Below are 16,561 nucleotides of genomic sequence, written 5' to 3' on the forward strand. Positions count from 1 at the left end.
TTATTTACTCGCTAGTTTTTTAATTTGATCTTCTTCATTGATTTCTTTTGCAAATTTGACTTTAGCGTCTAACAACCAATCTTGATATTCCTCTTCAGTAACAACTCTAACTTCAATTGGCATAAACGCGTGTTTAATTCCACACAGTTCAGAACATTGACCATAATAAGTTCCAACTTTTTCTGCTTTAAACCAAGTTTCATTTATTCTCCCAGGCACAGCATCTCGTTTTACTCCAAATGAAGGGAGTGCCCAAGCATGTAGAACATCATTAGCAGTGATCATTACCTTAACAACTTTATTTACTGGAACAACCAGTTCATTATCTACAGCTAACAGTCTTGGTTCGTTTTCTTTTAAGTCCTTAGTTTCGATCATGTAAGAGTCGAAGAAAATATTTTCATCTGGATACTCATATCCCCAGTACCATTGATATCCAATAGCTTTAACAGTTATGTCTGCTTTTGGAATTGCATCTTGTTTGTATAAAATTTTAAATGATGGAACCGCCATCACGATTAGAATTAAACATGGAATTAAAGTCCATAAAACTTCAACAGCAACATTATGAGTTCTTTTTGATGGAACTGGATTTGCTGAAGCTCTAAATCTTATACAAGCATAAACCATTAAAAATAGAACAAAAACACTTATTGCTATAATAATTGGTAACAGCAATTTATCATGAAAGTTAACTATATCTCTCATGGTCTCGGAAGCAGCCTTTTGAAAGCCTAGTTGCCAATCGACTGGTTGATTAGCGAATGCGCTTGAAGTGATAAAGAATGTTAGAAATATATATAAAAATTTTTTCATTTTTTTACCCTATATAGAGTGTCTTTTAAAAAAATACACTTTTACTTTTAGCGACAAAATATCAATTAATGGCGTAATTTATGATCGATAAGGCAGAAATTACAGCCGTTTCAGATCTCAAGATGTTTTCATTGATTTTAATTGATTGAACGTCGTTAAATTTGAGAATCTCTTCCCTTTCCTCCTCAGAAAAATCTCCCTCTGGTCCAATGATTACGCAAGTAGGCTTGGTGGTTAACTTTTTAATGTCAATTTTTGTATTAGCAGTGTTGAGATCAGTAAAAATTAAATCCATATCATTATTTAGAAAGCTTTTTAATTTTTGAGGCTCTTCAATTGATGGAACAGTTGTTCTGTTTGATTGTTCGGCAGCTTCTATGATTACTTTTTCCAATCTCTCTTTATTAATCTTCCTAACAATCGTTCTTTCTAAGATTAATGGTAAAAACTTAGTTACCCCAAGCTCCGTTGCTTTTTGCATCATGAAATTGAAGTAATTTGATTTGATTGGGGAGAAAGCTAACCAGAGTTCTTTGGTATTTTCTTTATTTCTTAATTGTTTTGTAACATTAAACTCAACTGTGCTTTTTGTAATATTTACGATTTTCGCTTCCCATTCTCCACTATTATTAAAAAGAGAAAAAACTTCTTTTTCTTTAAGTCTCATTACTTTTGAAACATAGTGAGATTGAGATTTATCAAGTTTGTCAGTCAAATTAAGAGATAAACTTTTTGAATAAAATAATCTAATGTTACTCATATTGATAAGTTAGTTTATGAAAAATATTAAAGCAATAATTTTTGATGCTTACGGCACCTTATTTGATGTCAATTCAGCTGCTGAAAAATGTAAAGATAAAATAGGTGATAAGTGGGAAGGTTTCGCCAATTATTGGAGAACAACACAATTAGAATATACTTGGCTAAGAAGTTTAATGAAACGTCACAAGGATTTTTGGCAGGTAACAGAGGATAGTTTAGATAAATCTATGAAAGCTTATAAGATAGATTCTTCAATGAGAAATGAGTTATTAGATCTTTATAAAATTCTTTCACCATTTAAAGAAGTTCCAGAAGTTTTAAAATCACTAAAAGAAAAAAATTTTAAACTTGCTATTCTTTCAAATGGTACTCCTTCCCTGCTTGATGAATTGGTTAAGAGTAATAATTTAGAAAATATATTTAATGATATTTTTTCAATTGAAGAGGTTGGAGTTTATAAACCAGACTCTAAAGTTTACGATCTTCCAATAAAGCAATATCGAATTCAAACAAATGAAGTTGCTTTTTTAAGTGCAAATACTTGGGATGTTTCAGGTGGTGGAAACTATGGTTATAATTCTATTTGGGTTAATAGAAGCAACAATACTTTTGATAATCTAGATTATATCCCAAAACATCAAATCGAAGATCTTAGTAAGTTACTTGATATATTATAAAAAATTCTTATTTACGAAATATGAAAAATATTGAAGTTAGTAAAATTATTGACCCCATCCCTGCTTCTGATGGTGCTGGAGTTAAATTAAAAAGAAGTATTGGTGTTGAGCCAAATTATTTTGATCCTTTTTTAATGCTTGATGAATTTGGATCAGAAAATAGTGAGGATTATATAGCTGGTTTTCCACCCCACCCTCATCGAGGAATTGAAACAGTAACTTATATGTTGGCTGGAGATTTTGAGCACAAAGATAGTACAGGTGGTGAAGGCAGAATGACTGCTGGAGACGTTCAATGGATGAAAACTGGAAGTGGAATTATCCATTCAGAAATGCCTGCTATGAAAGAAGGAAGACTTCATGGGTTCCAATTATGGATTAACATGCCTGCTAAATTAAAAATGAGTAAGCCTGAATATCTTTATATTGATGCTGATAAAATGAGTGTTCATAAAGATGATGATAAACAAGTAAAAGTAATAGCTGGAAAATTTGAAAAAGCTGAAGGTCCTGTTAAAGGACACAATGTTGAGCCAGTTTATTTTGATGTAGAATTAAATAAAGATAAAGAGTTCAATTTTAAATTACCATCTACTCACAATACTTTTGTTTATTTAATTAGTGGTGAAATTGAAATAGGCAAAAACAAACATGAAAATTTGAAAGATAGTACTTTAATACTTTTAACAAGGGGTGAAGATTTAATAGTTAAAGCTAAGTCAAATGCAAAATTCTTAGTTATTTCAGGCAAACCAATTAATGAGCAAATAGCTAGAGGTGGGCCTTTTGTAATGAATACCAAAGCTGAGATCTTGCAAGCAGTTCAAGATTATCATAATGGTACATTTGTAAAATAAATTATGAAAGCTGTAGAAATCAATAAAACTGGTGGACCTGAAGTTTTAGAGGTTAAAGACATTTCATTAGATAAGCCAGGTCCTGATCAAGTAACAATAGAACAAAAAGCAATTGGTCTTAACTATATTGATACTTACCATAGATCAGGTTTATACCCTTTAAAACTACCGATTGGTTTGGGTTTAGAAGGCGCTGGAGTTATCACTGATGTTGGGGAAAATGTGAAAGACTTCAAAGTTGGTGATAAAATTTCATATGCTGGCATTCCTTTAGGTTCATATTGTTCACACAGAAACTATCCAACTAAAAATTTAGTAAAAGTACCTGATAATATTGATCTTGAAATCGCAGCAACTTTGATGACAAAAGGTTTAACAACTTTTTATCTTTTACATAAAACTTATCCAGTTAAATCAGGAGAAACAATTTTATTTCATGCAGCAGCTGGTGGCGTTGGTCAGATTTTTGGACAGTGGGCAAAAAGTTTAGGTTGTACTGTTATAGGTACGGTTGGATCAGAAAAAAAAGTAAATATAGCAAAAGAAAATGGTTACGATCATGTAATCAATTATAATAAAGAAAACTTTGCTAAAAAAGTTTTGGAAATTACTGATGGCAAAGGTGTCCCAGTAGTCTACGATGGTGTTGGTAAAGATACATTAGATGGTTCAATTGAATGTTTAGCAATAAGAGGAATGATGGTTTCATTTGGTAATGCATCTGGACCGTTGTCAGATATAAATGTTCCAAAAGTAATTCAGCCAAAAGGTTTGTATCTTGTAAGACCCTCTATGCAACAATACCTTTCAACAAGAGAGGAATTAGATGAAGCCTCTAAAACAATGTTTGAAAAAATAAGCTCTGGTAAAGTCAAAATTAAAATTTATAAAAAGTATAGTTTAGAAGAAGTTATTCAAGCTCATAAAGATCTCGAAGGAAGAAAAATTTTAGGCCCAGCTGTAATAGTGCCTAATTAACATCAACATCCATATCTGACATATGGAGCTTAAGTGCATTGGTTGAAATTTGAATTTCTCTTATAAAAAAAATTATAGATATAATCATCGATAAACAACAAGATCCAAAAATTACTCTTGCTAAAAAAACTTCATCTAAATAAAGAGCAAATACAGTTAACATATTAAATAAAAATCCAAAAGCTGCGAAAAGTATAGTCCATCTTAAAAGAGTTATTCTGCCGCTAAGATTTATAAATTGCTTTTTCCACTCAGGTGGAATGTGTTTTTCGTAAACATGTTCGTCATGTAGCTGTCTAATTAAAATACTAAGAGAATGGAACCTGTTGCTATAAACTCCCATTAATAGAGGTATTGCTGGAAACATTAGTGCTGTGACTGTGTAATCTATATTCATACGAATCAATTTGATTATGAATCTAGCCTTTGTTATTTACAAGTAAAATATGAACCAATTAAATCTTTTCATTGAATTAACTAGATTAAAAAAACCAATTGGCTTTATGCTATTATTTTGGCCATGTGCATGGGGTTTAACATTGGCTTATGATTTTTCTTCAAATTTAAATAATTATTTTTTTTATTTAATTTTGTTTTTTTTAGGATCTGTTTTGATGAGATCAGCTGGGTGTATTGTTAATGATATTTTGGATAAAGAATTTGATGCAAAAGTATTTCGAACTAAAAATCGTCCAATTGCTTCGGGAAAAGTATCTATACGCCTAGGAATCTTTTATTCAGTTTTTTTGTGTTTTTTAGCATTATTAGTTCTAATAAATTTTAATTTATTTACTATTATTTTAGCCATGGCCTCTATGCCTCTTGCATTTACTTACCCACTTATGAAAAGATTTACATATTGGCCCCAGTTATTTTTAGGAATTACTTTTAATTATGGTTTAATTCTTGGCTGGACTGCAATTGAGGGTGAAATAAATTTCATTTCAATTTTATTCTATTTAGGGGCCATATTTTGGACACTGGGTTATGATACCATTTATGGATATCAAGATATTAAAGATGATGAAATAATTGGATTAAAATCTACTTCAATTAAATTTAAAGGAAATGCAAAAAAATTCTTAATTTCATGTTATTCATTTTTAATTATTTTTTTCCTTGGTGGAGGGTATTTTATGAAATTTAATTATATTTATTTTGTTTTAATGTTAATTCCTATTTTTCATTTATTTTTTTATCAATTAAAAACTTTTAATTTGAGAGATTCCTCAAGTTGTTTGAAGGCATTTAAAAGTAACAACCTATTAGGACTAATTATTTTTTTAAATATTTTAGCTGGTAAAAATTTAATATGAGAAAAGCAGATACATTTAAAAGATTGTACAAAGATTACACGAAAAAACATATCAATAAAATAATTCTCTCTGCTTTTTTTTCAGTTTTAGTAGCTGGAAGTACCTCATCTATTGCCTGGCTTTTAGATCCTGCGATAAAAAAAATATTTATAGACCAAGATCAAACATTAATTTTTGTTATTCCTATACTTATAATTTTAGCTTTTGCGACAAAAGGTATATCTTTATATATTGCAAAAGTTTTAATGATTAATGTTGGAGAAGAAGTGAAAAAAAAACTCCAATATGATATGTTAAGATCTCTAATAAGAGCAGACACTCAATTTATAGATAAAAAACATTCTGGTAAATTTATTTCAAATTTAATTTATGATGTAAGCCATATTACTAACTTACTTAGTATTGCAATACTTAACTTATTTAAAGATAGTCTAACTTTAATTGGGTTACTAGTGGTCATGTTTGTTCAAAATTGGAAACTATCTTTAATTTCAATTATTATGATTCCTCTAGCAAGTGTAGCGGCAAGAACATTAGGAAAAAGAATAGGAAAAGTTGTAACTCAAGCCCAGGAAAAATCTGGTTTTCTTACTAGTTACTTAGTTGAATTATTTAAAAATCATAAACTAATTAAAATATTTCAAAAAGAAAAATTTGAGACGAACAGAGCAGACCATCATTTGGATCAATTAAAAGATAAAAGCAAAAAAATTGGTACCGTTTTGGTCAGGATGTCACCAATAATGGAAATTTTAACAGGAATAATGATAGCTATATTAATTTATTACTCTGGAAAATTAATTATGAAGAATGAACTTCAAGTAAATAATTTTTTTTCATTTCTTGCTGCAATGATGTTGGCTTACCAACCGGTGAGGTCCCTATCAACACTCAATATGGTAGTTAATCAAGGTTATTCAGCAGCTACAAGAATTCTGCCAATAGTTGATACTGAAAATATGATTAAAGATAGAACAAATGCTACCGACTTAAATATAAGTAAGGGCAATATAGAAATTAAAAACGTTTATTTTAAATATGATGTTAATGAAAATAACGTTCTTGAAAATATTACATTAAATTTTGAGGGTGGGAAAATGACAGCTCTAGTTGGACACAGTGGATCAGGTAAATCAACAATATTAAATCTAATTCCAAGATTTTATCAACCAGATGATGGTGACTTATTAATAGATAATCAGTCAATTTATGACACTAAAATAAGTTCATTAAGAGAAAATATTTCATTAGTTAGTCAAGAAACAACTTTGTTTGATGATACAATAAAAAATAATATTAAATATGCCAACGAAAATGTAACAGATGAGGAAATATTTGAAGTTGCAAAATTATCAAATGCACACGATTTTATTGAAAAATTACCAAATAAATATGAAACAATAATTGGTGAAAATGGGGTTAGATTATCTGGTGGTGAAAAACAAAGGATATCTATCGCTAGAGCTATGATTAAAAAAAGTCAGATTATTTTACTGGATGAAGCAACCTCATCTCTAGACTCTGAAACGGAAAAAAAAATTCAAGATGCCCTCAAAATATTAACTGAAAATAAAACAACCATAGTTATAGCTCACAGACTCTCAACAATTTTAAATTCTAACAACATATATTTGATAGATTCAGGTAAAGTTATTGATAGCGGTAAACATGAAGACTTATTGATAAAGTCAAAGTTATATAAAAATTTTTATGAGAAACAAATTCAAAAATAAATATGTTTTTTATATATCAAATAATTTTAACATTTTTACTAATTTTATCTCCTATAATAATATTTCTCAGAATACTAAAGAATAAAGAAGATAAAAAAAGATATATTGAAAAATTTAGCTTCCCATCTAAAAAAAGAAAGGATGGTAAATTAATTTGGTTTCATGGCGCAAGTGTAGGTGAACTATTAAGTGTTATACCAATAATTAAAATCTACGAAAAAAAAAAATCAATAGATCAAATACTTGTTACATCAAGTACCTTAAGTTCTTCAAAAGTTTTTGAAAAATATAATTTTAAAAAAACAATTCATCAATTTTATCCAATAGATCATTTTATATTCACAAATAGGTTTTTAAAATTTTGGAAACCTGATGTAGCTCTTTTTATAGACTCAGAAATTTGGCCATCTATGTTTAAAAATCTAAAATCAAGAAAAATTCCATTAGTTTTATTAAATGCTAGATTTACAAAAAAAACTTTTGACAGATGGATAAAAATAAAAAGGTTTTTTAAATCTGTTTTAGAAAACGTTACAATTGCTTATCCACAGAATCTAGAAACAAGAAATTATTTAAAAAAAATGAAAATAAATAATATTAAATTAATTGGAAACATTAAGTTTGCAGAAAATAATAACATATTTAATGATAAATTGAATGAATCTTTAAATTCTGAATTAGTAAAAAGAAAAATTTGGGTTGCATCAAGCACACATAAAAATGAAGAAGTTTTTTGTGCAAAAAGTCACTTAGAATTAAAGAAAAAAATTAAAAATTTAATTACTATAATAATACCAAGGCACGTACATAGAAGTAAGGAAATAAAAAAAAGTATAGAGAAACTTGGTCTTAATGTAGAAATTCATAGCTCTAATAAAAAAAATTTAAAAAATACTGATATCTATTTAGTTGATACCTTTGGTGAAACTAAAAAATTTCACAAAATTGCATCTACTGTTTTTCTGGGAGGTTCAATAATCAATAGAGGTGGACAAAATCCACTTGAGGCTGCTCGTTATGGTGCTAAAATTTTACACGGAACAAACACTGATAATTTTAAAGATGTTTATAAATTATTGAAATCCTTAAAAGTTTCTAGAATTGTCTACACACCAAACCAATTAGCTTCTTCTATAACCTTTAAAAAAAATAAAAATATTGGCATTAAGATAAAGAAAATTGGAGATAAAGTATTAAAAAAAACTATAAAAGAATTAGATAACCTAATTATTAATGAATTTAAAAAAACCTAAATTTTGGGATTACAAAAAACCAAATATTGTCGCATATATATTAACGCCAATTGCTCTTTTAATTAACATTTTTCAATTTTTAAATTTCAAATTTAAAAATAAAAATAAACTAAAAATAAAGACTATTTGTGTAGGAAACTTTTATCTTGGCGGGACTGGAAAAACCTCTCTAAGTATAAAAATAAATAAAATTTTAAAACAAAGACAAATACGTGCATGCTTTGTGAAAAAAAAATATGAGGATCAAATAGATGAACAAAATATTCTCAAAAATGAGGGAAACCTATTCGTAAACTACAAGAGAATTGATGCAATTTCTCAAGCTGAAAAAGAAAATTTTGAAGTGGCTATTTGTGATGATGGACTTCAGGATAAATCTATAGATTATGATTTAAAATTTGTGTGCTTCAATACATTAAATTGGGTAGGCAATGGTTTAACTTTGCCCGCTGGACCATTAAGAGAAAAATTGAATAATTTAAGTCAGTATGAACATGTTTTTCTAAATGGAAATTTAGAAAACATAGAAGAAATTAGTAACGAGATAAATAAAATTAATCCTAAAATTAATATTCATTTAGGAAAATATGAGCCTATTAATTTAAATGAATTTAAATCAGATGACAAATACTTAATTTTTTCTGGAATAGGAAATCATAATACCTTTGTTAAAATGGTTAAAAATTATGGATTAAATGTTTTGGCAGATATTGAATTTCCTGACCATTACAAATATTCAGAAAATGATATGAATAAAATCATGGATAATGCTAATAAATTAAATTGTGAAATATTAACTACTGAAAAAGATTTCGTAAGAATAGATCATCCTAATAAAAATAAATTTAAATTTTTAAAGTCAGAGTTAAAAATAATTGATGAAGAAAAGTTAATAAAATACTTACTATAAAAAATGAAATATTTTTATTATTTTATTCAATACATATTTGTAATAACAGCATTTATTCTTTTTAAAATCTGTGGATTGAGAATGTCCTCAGCTATTGGAGGCAAAATATTTGAAAAAATTGGTCCGCTGTTTAGATCAAAAAAAATAATTCATGAAAATATAAAAAGAGCATTACCTGATATTAATAATGAAAATTTAGAGATATTAACTAGATTGATGTGGAATAATTATGGAAGAACCTTTGCAGAATATATTTTTTTAAAAGATTTTAGAGTTGGCAAATTTTCTTCAAATATTGAAATTGAGGGAAAAGAAATTCTTGAGAAAATAAAAAAAAATAATCAACAAGTTGTTTTTGTATCTGGGCATTTAAGTAATTTCGAATTGATGGCAATGTTTATAGAAAAAAATGGGATTAATTTATTAGCAATATATCGACCATTGAATAATCTGTTTTTAAATCCATTTATGGAAAAAATAAGACGAAAATATATTTGCAAGTATCAAATCAAAAAAGGTATTGGAGGAACAAAGAATTTAATAAAGTATAAAAAACAAAATTTTTCTACAGCATTGATGATCGATCAAAGGGTTTCCGAAGGAATTTTGTCTCCTTTTTTTAAACAGAAAGCCTTCACAACTACAATACCTGCTCAACTTGTAAAAAAATTTAATATCCCAGTTGTTCCTGTTTATATCGAGAGAATTAAAGATGTAACTTTTAGAATAACTATTAAAAATCCCATATTTTTCTCCAAGGAAAAAAGTATAGAAAATATTACTGGTGAACTAAATCTTGAACTTGAAAAATTGATATTAAAAAAACCAGAGCAATGGATTTGGTCCCACAATCGATGGAAATAAATTTATTTTTTGTCTAATTGTTCTCTTTTATCAAAAGCCTCTTTATAAGAAAAATATGCTTCCTGTAATTCTACATTCCAATAAAACAAATTATCCAAATTAATTTTTTTTCCAGATACTGCACAGATAACATAATCTCCATTTTCAATGATTTGAAAATTATTAGGTAAATACTTTAATTTTGCTAATTTTTTTGTCATTTATGGTTTATATAGTTTTATATGAAAGTTGGAATAATAGGAAGTGGTGGAAGAGAACATGCAATATGCGAGAGTTTAAGAAAATCAAATAAAATTGATGAAATATTTTGTTTTCCTGGAAATGCAGGAACTGCTGATATAGCAAAAAATGTAAATATAGACTTAGAAAATTTTGATAAAATTAAGGAATTCGTTTTAGATAATAAAATAGATTTAATAGTCATTGGGCCTGAAAAACCTTTGGTTGAAGGTTTAGTTGACTATCTTAAAAAATTTCAAGTAAAAGTTTTTGGACCAAATAAAATTGCCTCACAATTAGAAGGCTCCAAAATATTCACAAAAAAATTATGTGAAAAATTTAACATTCCAACTGCGAAATTTGGAATATTTAAAAATAATGAAGACTCAATTAAATTTTTAAAAAAAACTAAATACCCTGTGGTAATCAAAGCAGACAATTTAGCATCAGGAAAAGGTGTTTATATCTGTGATAATATAGATCAAGCTCAAATAGCGGTAAAAGAAATATTTGAAGGAAAATTTGGTGTTGCAGATAATTTACTCATAGAAGAATTCTTAAAAGGAGAGGAGATGAGTTTTTTCACAATACATGATGGTAAAAACTTTAAATGCTTTGGAACAGCTCAAGATCATAAGAGAGTTTTAGAGGGAGATAAAGGTAAAAATACAGGTGGTATGGGTGCATACTCACCATCAAGATTAATTAACAAAGAGATAAAAGAAAAAATTATAAATAAAATAATCAAACCTACTTTGAAAGGATTGTCAGAAATAGGAACACAGTATAGTGGATTTCTGTATTCAGGTTTGATGATAGTAAATAATGAACCTTATTTAATTGAATATAATGTTAGAATGGGTGATCCTGAATGCCAAACCATACTTCCAAAACTTAAAACTGATCTTTTTGACATATTTAATGCTTGCTGTGATCAGAATTTAAATAAAGTTAATATTGAATGGTTAAATAAAAAAAGTATTTGTGTTGTTGTTTGCTCCAAAGGGTATCCAGAAAATTTCAAAAAAAATATAGAAATTAATAACTTGGGAAAAATGAAATTGGATAATTATAATCACTTGTTTCACGCAGGTACAAAAATTGAAAATAAAAAAGTATATGCAATTGGAGGAAGGGTTTTAAATTTTGTATCACTATCAGATAATTTTGCTGACGCAAAAAATAATATAATCAACAATATATCTGAGCTAAGCTGGACTGGTGGCTTCTACAGAAAAGATATTGGGTATAAAGTAATTAATAGATGAGAATAATATCTGGCTCATTAAAAGGAAAAAAAATTCTACTACCTAAAAATAATGAAACTAGACCATTAAAAGATTTGGCAAAAGAATCCATATTTAATGTAATAAATCATTCAAATAAATTTAATTTAAATATAAATAAAGCTAATGTTTTAGATATTTTTTCAGGTGTTGGATCCTTTGGTCTAGAATGCTTGTCCAGAGGAGTAGATCAAGTGGTATTCGTGGAAAACTATTCTGAAGCCCTAACAATATTAAAAAAAAATTTAACTAATCTCATTTCAAAAAATAACTATAGAATTATTGAGCAAGATGCATATGACGATGGAACATTAGCTCAACTAAATTATAAATTTAATATAATTTTTTTAGATCCACCTTTTAAATATAAAAATATAGAAAACATTTTACTTAATATAAAAAAAAATGAGCTTCTAGATGAGAGCGGTATAATAATCATACATAGACATAAAAATTCGAAAGACAATTTACCATCAGATTTTTCTATTATTGAAGAAAAAAAATATGGTATTTCAAAAATAATATTTTTAAGTTTTTTTAATTAATAATTTTTGAGTTTCTTTTTTAATTAATTCAACTGCAGGCTGATCATATGGGTTTAAATCTAAACATTTTCCAAGTAAAATTGTCTCTAAAATAAAAAAACTAAATAACTCTCCTAAAGTTTTTTCATCTCTTTTTTTAATTTCAAAACTTCGAAATGGGATATTTTTATTTTTGAATATATTCTCTGATGCAGTTTTTTGAGCACTTAAAATATCTGATAAGCTTTTATTTCTTAAATTATTATCAGATTTTAAAAGTAAGGAATTTTTTATTTTTAAAGATTTGAAATCATTTACATAAAAAAAAGTAAAAAAATTATTTTTAAATCCATCTAAATAGAGCTGCATAACACTATGATTGTCTTTCGGCATGGTTGAAACTATTGGCAAGAAACCTTTTTTTTTCTTACCAAGGCTTTCTGCAACTAATTGTTGATACCACTTAAAAATACTATCAGACCTTTCATCATAATTTATTATGATTGAATTAAATTTTTTTTTTTTTGACAGATATAAAAGTGATGCAACATTAGAAATTAAATTATTGATAAAATTTTTATTTTTTATCAAGCTATTAAATCTCTTAAAATTATTTGGACTTAAACCCATTAGTTCAGCTGGTACCATACCAACTTCAGATAATACGGAATATCTACCACCTATATAGTTATTATGATGAATAATATCTCCTTTTAATTTTTCTGCTAAAAAATATAAATTGCTATTTTTCTTTTCCGTTATGAATATATTTTTATCTTTTTTTTTAATTAAAATAGAAGCATTAGATATTGTTTCAATTGTATTTCCAGATTTAGAAATTATTAGATTAACGAAAGTTTTTTTTTTATCAGGTTTATTTTGGGCTTGTAGATTATTTACAAAAATAAATTTTTTTTTAATTTTACTATTTAAGAAATCATAAATTGCGTGTGAGCCTAAAGAGGAACCTCCCATACCAATTATTCTAAAATTGTTAAACTTATAATATTTAGATAATGATGATTTTTTAAAAGAGCTTTGATAATTTTTTCCGAGTGATTTTAATACTTCATTATCTTCATTTAAAATAATCTTCAATTTTTTTTTAATAGAACTACTATTGATTTTATTTTTAAAAGGAATGAGTTTTATATTCTCAGTAAACATCAATTTTGTTTAATTTTTTCTAATAACTGTTTTTCCAAAGTATCATTTTTTGAATCTGAACTTTCTGATTTATTTTTTGTGCTATCTTCAGATATAATTAACAGCTCTTTTAATTCGTCTTCATCATCATTCTGCTCATCTCTATCTTGATTTGGTATTGGCAATTCATCAAAATCAGGTGGCAATTTTAAAGGATTTTTTTTTTCTACTAAAAATTCGTCAGTACTATCTTTTTTTTGAGAAGAAAAAGCTTCTTTAACAGTTCCGCAAGAATTTAAAGTAGTTAGAATTAAAATAAATAGAACTACAAATTTAAAATTTTTCATAATCTTTGACATTATTATTACCAATAAATTCAGATAATATCATAAAAAATACTCCTAACGTTATAAATACATCAGCAATATTAAATATAAACCAATGAAAGTCACCGATATGAAAATCTATAAAATCAGGAACAGCTTTATAAAATATTCGATCAAAAACATTTCCTAGTGCCCCACTTAAAATTATGAGAAGAGCGTATTTTTTAAATCCTTTGCTTTTAATAAGCATAAAAAAAATAATAAGAATAATTATAACAATAAATAGAGTTAAGATATTATAAAAATACTTTTCATCAAAAGAAAATAATCCAAAAGCAATTCCCTCATTCCAAATTAAAGTTATATTTAAAAATTCTGAAGAAAATATTTGAGATCCTAAAAATTTCTTGTCTAGATAAATTACATAAATTTTTGAAATTCTATCGAATAAAAAAATCAGTACAATCAAAGATAAATTAATAATAAAATTTTTTCCTGAGTTTTTAATTATCATTCCTAATTCAAAGCACAATTAGCTCTATCACAAACTGCTTCTTTTATCTTCCAGCAAATCGAACACTTTGATCCTTTTGCTTTAGAAGTGATTGCTGTTGTTTCGACATCATCTTTATAAATAACTTCAGCTTTTGAAGTAATACAAAGTTCAGAAAAATCAGTATTTTCAGTAAGATCTTTTAATTTTTGACTCAATTGGATTTTCAAATTAGCTTCTAAGCTTGATCCTATTTCTTTACTAGCTCTTTTTTCTTCAATACTTATATTACAAATATTTCGAATTTTAATTAATTCACTCCATTTATCGCTAAGTTTTTTATTTTTAAATTTATCAGGAAATTCTAGAAATTTTTCAAGGTGAATACTTTTTTGATCTTTAAATAACAACTTAAAAATTTCTTCAGTTGTGAAAGACAAAATAGGAGCAAACCATTTTAATAGTGCATTTAAAATTACATTAAGTAGTAAAATAGTTGATTTTCTTTTTTTTGAGTCTTTAGGATCACAATAAAGATTATCTTTTCTAATATCAAAATAGAAAGCAGATAAATCAACAGTGCAGAAATTTAGTAGTTCTTTATATAAATTGTGAAAATCATAATTCCTGAAATATTTTTTAAATTTATCATTTAATACAAAAATTTTATGTAACATAAATTGCTCTAACTCAGGTAGCTCAGATAAATCTAGATCATCTAAATTTATATTTTCAAAATTATCATTAATGTTTCCAAGCAAATATCTGAATGTATTTCTAATCTTTCTATATGAATCGGCGTGTTGATCTAATATTGAATAATCTATTCTTAAATCTTCTGCATAATTTGATGATGCTACCCATATCCTTAAAATATCAGCTCCATATTTTTTTAGAATATCCTCAGGTGCAATTACATTTCCCAAAGATTTAGACATTTTTAAACCTTTGCCGTCTACAACAAATCCATGAGATAAAATGGACTCAAATGGTGCTCTTCCTCTAGTTCCACAAGATTCTAATAATGATGAATGAAACCAACCTCTGTGTTGGTCTGAACCCTCTAAATACATTGATGCTGGCCATTTTAAATCATCCCTTTTTTCAAGAACAAACGAATGAGTTGAACCGCTATCGAACCAAACCTCAACAATGTCACTTAATTTTTCGAAATCCTCAGCTTTATACTTGTTTCCTAAAAATCTTTGAGGATCGTCTGAAAACCAACAATCTGAACCTTCTTTTTCATAAATAGAAGCAATATTTTCAATAACCTCATCGTCAACTAAAATTTCTTTTGTTTTTTTATTTACAAAAATTGGAAGAGGTACTCCCCAAACTCTTTGTCTTGATACGCACCAATCAGGCCTTGTTTCTATCATTGATTTTAATCTCTCTTTACCTTTACTTGGATAGAAAGTTGTTTCATCAATAGCCTTTAATGCTTTATCTCTTAGTTTATGACTTTCCATTGAAATAAACCATTGAGGTGTAGCTCTATGAACAAGTGGAGCTTTGGATCTCCATGAGTGTGGATAGGAATGAACCAACTCACCATTAAATAATAAATTTTTTTGTTCTCTAAGTTTTTCAATAACGATAGGATTTGCTTTAAAAATATGAATTCCTTCAAACAATTTAACATTGTTTGTATATTTTCCATCTCCATCAACTGTTTCTATTGCTTTGATTCCATTATTCAAACAAAGGTTAAAGTCGTCAGGTCCGTGACTAGGTGCGCAGTGAACTATTCCAGTTCCTTGCTCAGTAGTTACAAATCTAGCCTCAAGCATTGGGATATCATATTCATAGCCAAGATATAAAAAAGGATGACTACAAATAGTATTACTAAATTCTTTTCCTTTAAAGGTATGAATTTTTTTATAGTTTTTTAGTCCACACTCTTTAACAACTGATTCTAGTAAAGCATCTGCAATGACAATTTTTCTATTTTTAAAATCTCCTTCATCACTTATTTCTAATATTATATAATCAAGAGACTCGTTATATGCTAAAGCTTTATTCGCTGGTATTGTCCATGGAGTTGTTGTCCAAATAACTATTTCACTTCCAAGTAAATCTTTTAAATTAGATGATTTAACTTTAAACGAAGTGTAAATTGTATCTGATTTATGGTCTTGATATTCTACCTCAGCATCTGCAAGCGCAGTTTTCTCAACTGTTGACCATAGCACAGGTTTAAAACCTTCATATAAACTTCCCTCTTGTAAGAATTTACCAAGCTCCCTAACTATCTGGGCTTCTGCATTAAAGCTCATTGTTGAGTAATAATTTTCCCAATCCCCCACAACACCTAATCTTTTAAATTGACTTTTGTGAACCTCAATCCATTTCTCAGCAAATGTTCTACATTCTTTTCTAAACTCAACTATTGGAACTT

At 27.3% G+C, this 16,561-nt stretch carries 18 protein-coding genes; 10 read left to right on the forward strand and 8 right to left on the reverse strand.

The features are described 5' to 3' along the window. Both coxB and ACTTBL_RS03635 read right to left on the reverse strand, forming a co-directional pair. Complete coding sequence (gene coxB, locus ACTTBL_RS03630; RefSeq protein WP_440643656.1) at positions 1-816, reverse strand: cytochrome c oxidase subunit II; 816 nt, start codon at positions 814-816, stop codon at positions 1-3. Between the two features lie 61 nt (positions 817-877). Further along, positions 878-1,576: an RsmE family RNA methyltransferase gene (locus ACTTBL_RS03635; protein ID WP_440643657.1), complete on the reverse strand. Its 699-nt coding sequence runs from the start codon at positions 1,574-1,576 to the stop codon at positions 878-880. A gap of 16 nt (positions 1,577-1,592) precedes the next feature. On the opposite strand from ACTTBL_RS03635, the gene ACTTBL_RS03640 reads away from it, so the two are divergent. Genes ACTTBL_RS03640 through ACTTBL_RS03650 form a run of 3 tightly spaced genes read left to right on the forward strand, consistent with a single transcriptional unit; the run spans position 1,593 to position 4,090 of the window. Continuing rightward, positions 1,593-2,255, forward strand: coding sequence for a haloacid dehalogenase type II (locus tag ACTTBL_RS03640; protein ID WP_440643658.1), 663 nt, complete (start codon positions 1,593-1,595; stop codon positions 2,253-2,255). Positions 2,256-2,275: 20 nt separating this feature from the next. Then, positions 2,276-3,112, forward strand: a complete 837-nt coding sequence (locus tag ACTTBL_RS03645; protein WP_440643659.1) for a pirin family protein — start codon at positions 2,276-2,278, stop codon at positions 3,110-3,112. 3 nt (positions 3,113-3,115) lie between these two features. Next, positions 3,116-4,090 carry a quinone oxidoreductase family protein gene (locus ACTTBL_RS03650; protein ID WP_440643660.1) on the forward strand — a complete coding sequence of 325 codons (975 nt, stop codon included), beginning with the start codon at positions 3,116-3,118 and terminating at the stop codon, positions 4,088-4,090. On the opposite strand, the gene ACTTBL_RS03655 is transcribed toward ACTTBL_RS03650, so the two are convergent. Continuing rightward, positions 4,083-4,487 (reverse strand): DUF2721 domain-containing protein, encoded by a 405-nt coding sequence (locus ACTTBL_RS03655; RefSeq protein WP_023854756.1) that lies wholly within the window; start codon positions 4,485-4,487, stop codon positions 4,083-4,085. The genes ACTTBL_RS03650 and ACTTBL_RS03655 overlap by 8 nt on opposite strands. A 49-nt stretch (positions 4,488-4,536) precedes the next feature. On the opposite strand from ACTTBL_RS03655, the gene ubiA reads away from it, so the two are divergent. The 5 genes from ubiA to ACTTBL_RS03680 are packed head-to-tail and all read left to right on the forward strand — an operon-like array spanning position 4,537 to position 10,166. After that, positions 4,537-5,406: a 4-hydroxybenzoate octaprenyltransferase gene (gene ubiA / locus ACTTBL_RS03660; protein ID WP_440643661.1), complete on the forward strand. Its 870-nt coding sequence runs from the start codon at positions 4,537-4,539 to the stop codon at positions 5,404-5,406. Next, positions 5,403-7,139, forward strand: a complete 1,737-nt coding sequence (locus ACTTBL_RS03665; protein ID WP_440643662.1) for an ABC transporter ATP-binding protein — start codon at positions 5,403-5,405, stop codon at positions 7,137-7,139. The genes ubiA and ACTTBL_RS03665 overlap by 4 nt, the downstream gene beginning before the upstream one ends. A 2-nt stretch (positions 7,140-7,141) precedes the next feature. After that, complete coding sequence (locus ACTTBL_RS03670; protein WP_440643663.1) at positions 7,142-8,392, forward strand: 3-deoxy-D-manno-octulosonic acid transferase; 1,251 nt, start codon at positions 7,142-7,144, stop codon at positions 8,390-8,392. Beyond that, on the forward strand, positions 8,373-9,302 hold the full coding sequence (gene lpxK, locus ACTTBL_RS03675) for a tetraacyldisaccharide 4'-kinase (protein WP_440643664.1): 930 nt from the start codon (positions 8,373-8,375) through the stop codon (positions 9,300-9,302). Before ACTTBL_RS03670 ends, lpxK begins: the two co-directional genes overlap by 20 nt. Before the next feature lie 3 nt (positions 9,303-9,305). After that, positions 9,306-10,166 carry a lysophospholipid acyltransferase family protein gene (locus ACTTBL_RS03680; protein WP_440643665.1) on the forward strand — a complete coding sequence of 287 codons (861 nt, stop codon included), beginning with the start codon at positions 9,306-9,308 and terminating at the stop codon, positions 10,164-10,166. Between the two features lie 2 nt (positions 10,167-10,168). Here the strand turns inward: ACTTBL_RS03680 and ACTTBL_RS03685 are convergent, their stop codons facing one another. After that, on the reverse strand, positions 10,169-10,366 hold the full coding sequence (locus ACTTBL_RS03685) for a DUF2093 domain-containing protein (protein WP_440643666.1): 198 nt from the start codon (positions 10,364-10,366) through the stop codon (positions 10,169-10,171). Positions 10,367-10,387: 21 nt separating this feature from the next. Here ACTTBL_RS03685 and purD point away from each other — a divergent pair, with 21 nt between their 5' ends. Next, on the forward strand, positions 10,388-11,653 hold the full coding sequence (purD, locus tag ACTTBL_RS03690) for a phosphoribosylamine--glycine ligase (RefSeq protein WP_440643667.1): 1,266 nt from the start codon (positions 10,388-10,390) through the stop codon (positions 11,651-11,653). Further along, complete coding sequence (rsmD, locus tag ACTTBL_RS03695) at positions 11,650-12,216, forward strand: 16S rRNA (guanine(966)-N(2))-methyltransferase RsmD (protein ID WP_440643668.1); 567 nt, start codon at positions 11,650-11,652, stop codon at positions 12,214-12,216. The genes purD and rsmD overlap by 4 nt, the downstream gene beginning before the upstream one ends. Here rsmD and ACTTBL_RS03700 read toward each other — a convergent pair. From ACTTBL_RS03700 to ileS, 4 genes are all read right to left on the reverse strand, one after another. Continuing rightward, positions 12,199-13,362, reverse strand: coding sequence for a glucose-6-phosphate isomerase (locus ACTTBL_RS03700; RefSeq protein WP_440643669.1), 1,164 nt, complete (start codon positions 13,360-13,362; stop codon positions 12,199-12,201). The two genes, rsmD and ACTTBL_RS03700, sit on opposite strands and share 18 nt — an antisense overlap. Further along, positions 13,362-13,688, reverse strand: coding sequence for a DUF3035 domain-containing protein (locus ACTTBL_RS03705; RefSeq protein ID WP_440643670.1), 327 nt, complete (start codon positions 13,686-13,688; stop codon positions 13,362-13,364). The genes ACTTBL_RS03700 and ACTTBL_RS03705 overlap by 1 nt, the downstream gene beginning before the upstream one ends. After that, on the reverse strand, positions 13,675-14,181 hold the full coding sequence (gene lspA / locus ACTTBL_RS03710) for a signal peptidase II (RefSeq protein ID WP_440643671.1): 507 nt from the start codon (positions 14,179-14,181) through the stop codon (positions 13,675-13,677). Before lspA ends, ACTTBL_RS03705 begins: the two co-directional genes overlap by 14 nt. A 2-nt stretch (positions 14,182-14,183) precedes the next feature. After that, on the reverse strand, positions 14,184-16,561 hold a 2,378-nt coding region (ileS, locus tag ACTTBL_RS03715), incomplete at its 5' end, for an isoleucine--tRNA ligase (protein WP_440643672.1).

The organism is Candidatus Pelagibacter sp. HIMB123 (genome assembly GCF_052048195.1).
In the GTDB taxonomy this organism is placed as follows: domain Bacteria; phylum Pseudomonadota; class Alphaproteobacteria; order Pelagibacterales; family Pelagibacteraceae; genus Pelagibacter.

What these genes read in the sequence shown, in the direction of transcription:
- coxB (WP_440643656.1), bottom strand. Translation starts at nt 816, where the DNA reads ATGAAAAAATTTTTATATATATTTCTAACATTCTTTATCACTTCAAGC.
- ACTTBL_RS03635 (WP_440643657.1), bottom strand. Translation starts at nt 1,576, where the DNA reads ATGAGTAACATTAGATTATTTTATTCAAAAAGTTTATCTCTTAATTTG.
- ACTTBL_RS03640 (WP_440643658.1), top strand. Translation starts at nt 1,593, where the DNA reads ATGAAAAATATTAAAGCAATAATTTTTGATGCTTACGGCACCTTATTT.
- ACTTBL_RS03645 (WP_440643659.1), top strand. Translation starts at nt 2,276, where the DNA reads ATGAAAAATATTGAAGTTAGTAAAATTATTGACCCCATCCCTGCTTCT.
- ACTTBL_RS03650 (WP_440643660.1), top strand. Translation starts at nt 3,116, where the DNA reads ATGAAAGCTGTAGAAATCAATAAAACTGGTGGACCTGAAGTTTTAGAG.
- ACTTBL_RS03655 (WP_023854756.1), bottom strand. Translation starts at nt 4,487, where the DNA reads ATGAATATAGATTACACAGTCACAGCACTAATGTTTCCAGCAATACCT.
- ubiA (WP_440643661.1), top strand. Translation starts at nt 4,537, where the DNA reads ATGAACCAATTAAATCTTTTCATTGAATTAACTAGATTAAAAAAACCA.
- ACTTBL_RS03665 (WP_440643662.1), top strand. Translation starts at nt 5,403, where the DNA reads ATGAGAAAAGCAGATACATTTAAAAGATTGTACAAAGATTACACGAAA.
- ACTTBL_RS03670 (WP_440643663.1), top strand. Translation starts at nt 7,142, where the DNA reads ATGTTTTTTATATATCAAATAATTTTAACATTTTTACTAATTTTATCT.
- lpxK (WP_440643664.1), top strand. Translation starts at nt 8,373, where the DNA reads ATGAATTTAAAAAAACCTAAATTTTGGGATTACAAAAAACCAAATATT.
- ACTTBL_RS03680 (WP_440643665.1), top strand. Translation starts at nt 9,306, where the DNA reads ATGAAATATTTTTATTATTTTATTCAATACATATTTGTAATAACAGCA.
- ACTTBL_RS03685 (WP_440643666.1), bottom strand. Translation starts at nt 10,366, where the DNA reads ATGACAAAAAAATTAGCAAAATTAAAGTATTTACCTAATAATTTTCAA.
- purD (WP_440643667.1), top strand. Translation starts at nt 10,388, where the DNA reads ATGAAAGTTGGAATAATAGGAAGTGGTGGAAGAGAACATGCAATATGC.
- rsmD (WP_440643668.1), top strand. Translation starts at nt 11,650, where the DNA reads ATGAGAATAATATCTGGCTCATTAAAAGGAAAAAAAATTCTACTACCT.
- ACTTBL_RS03700 (WP_440643669.1), bottom strand. Translation starts at nt 13,362, where the DNA reads ATGTTTACTGAGAATATAAAACTCATTCCTTTTAAAAATAAAATCAAT.
- ACTTBL_RS03705 (WP_440643670.1), bottom strand. Translation starts at nt 13,688, where the DNA reads ATGAAAAATTTTAAATTTGTAGTTCTATTTATTTTAATTCTAACTACT.
- lspA (WP_440643671.1), bottom strand. Translation starts at nt 14,181, where the DNA reads ATGATAATTAAAAACTCAGGAAAAAATTTTATTATTAATTTATCTTTG.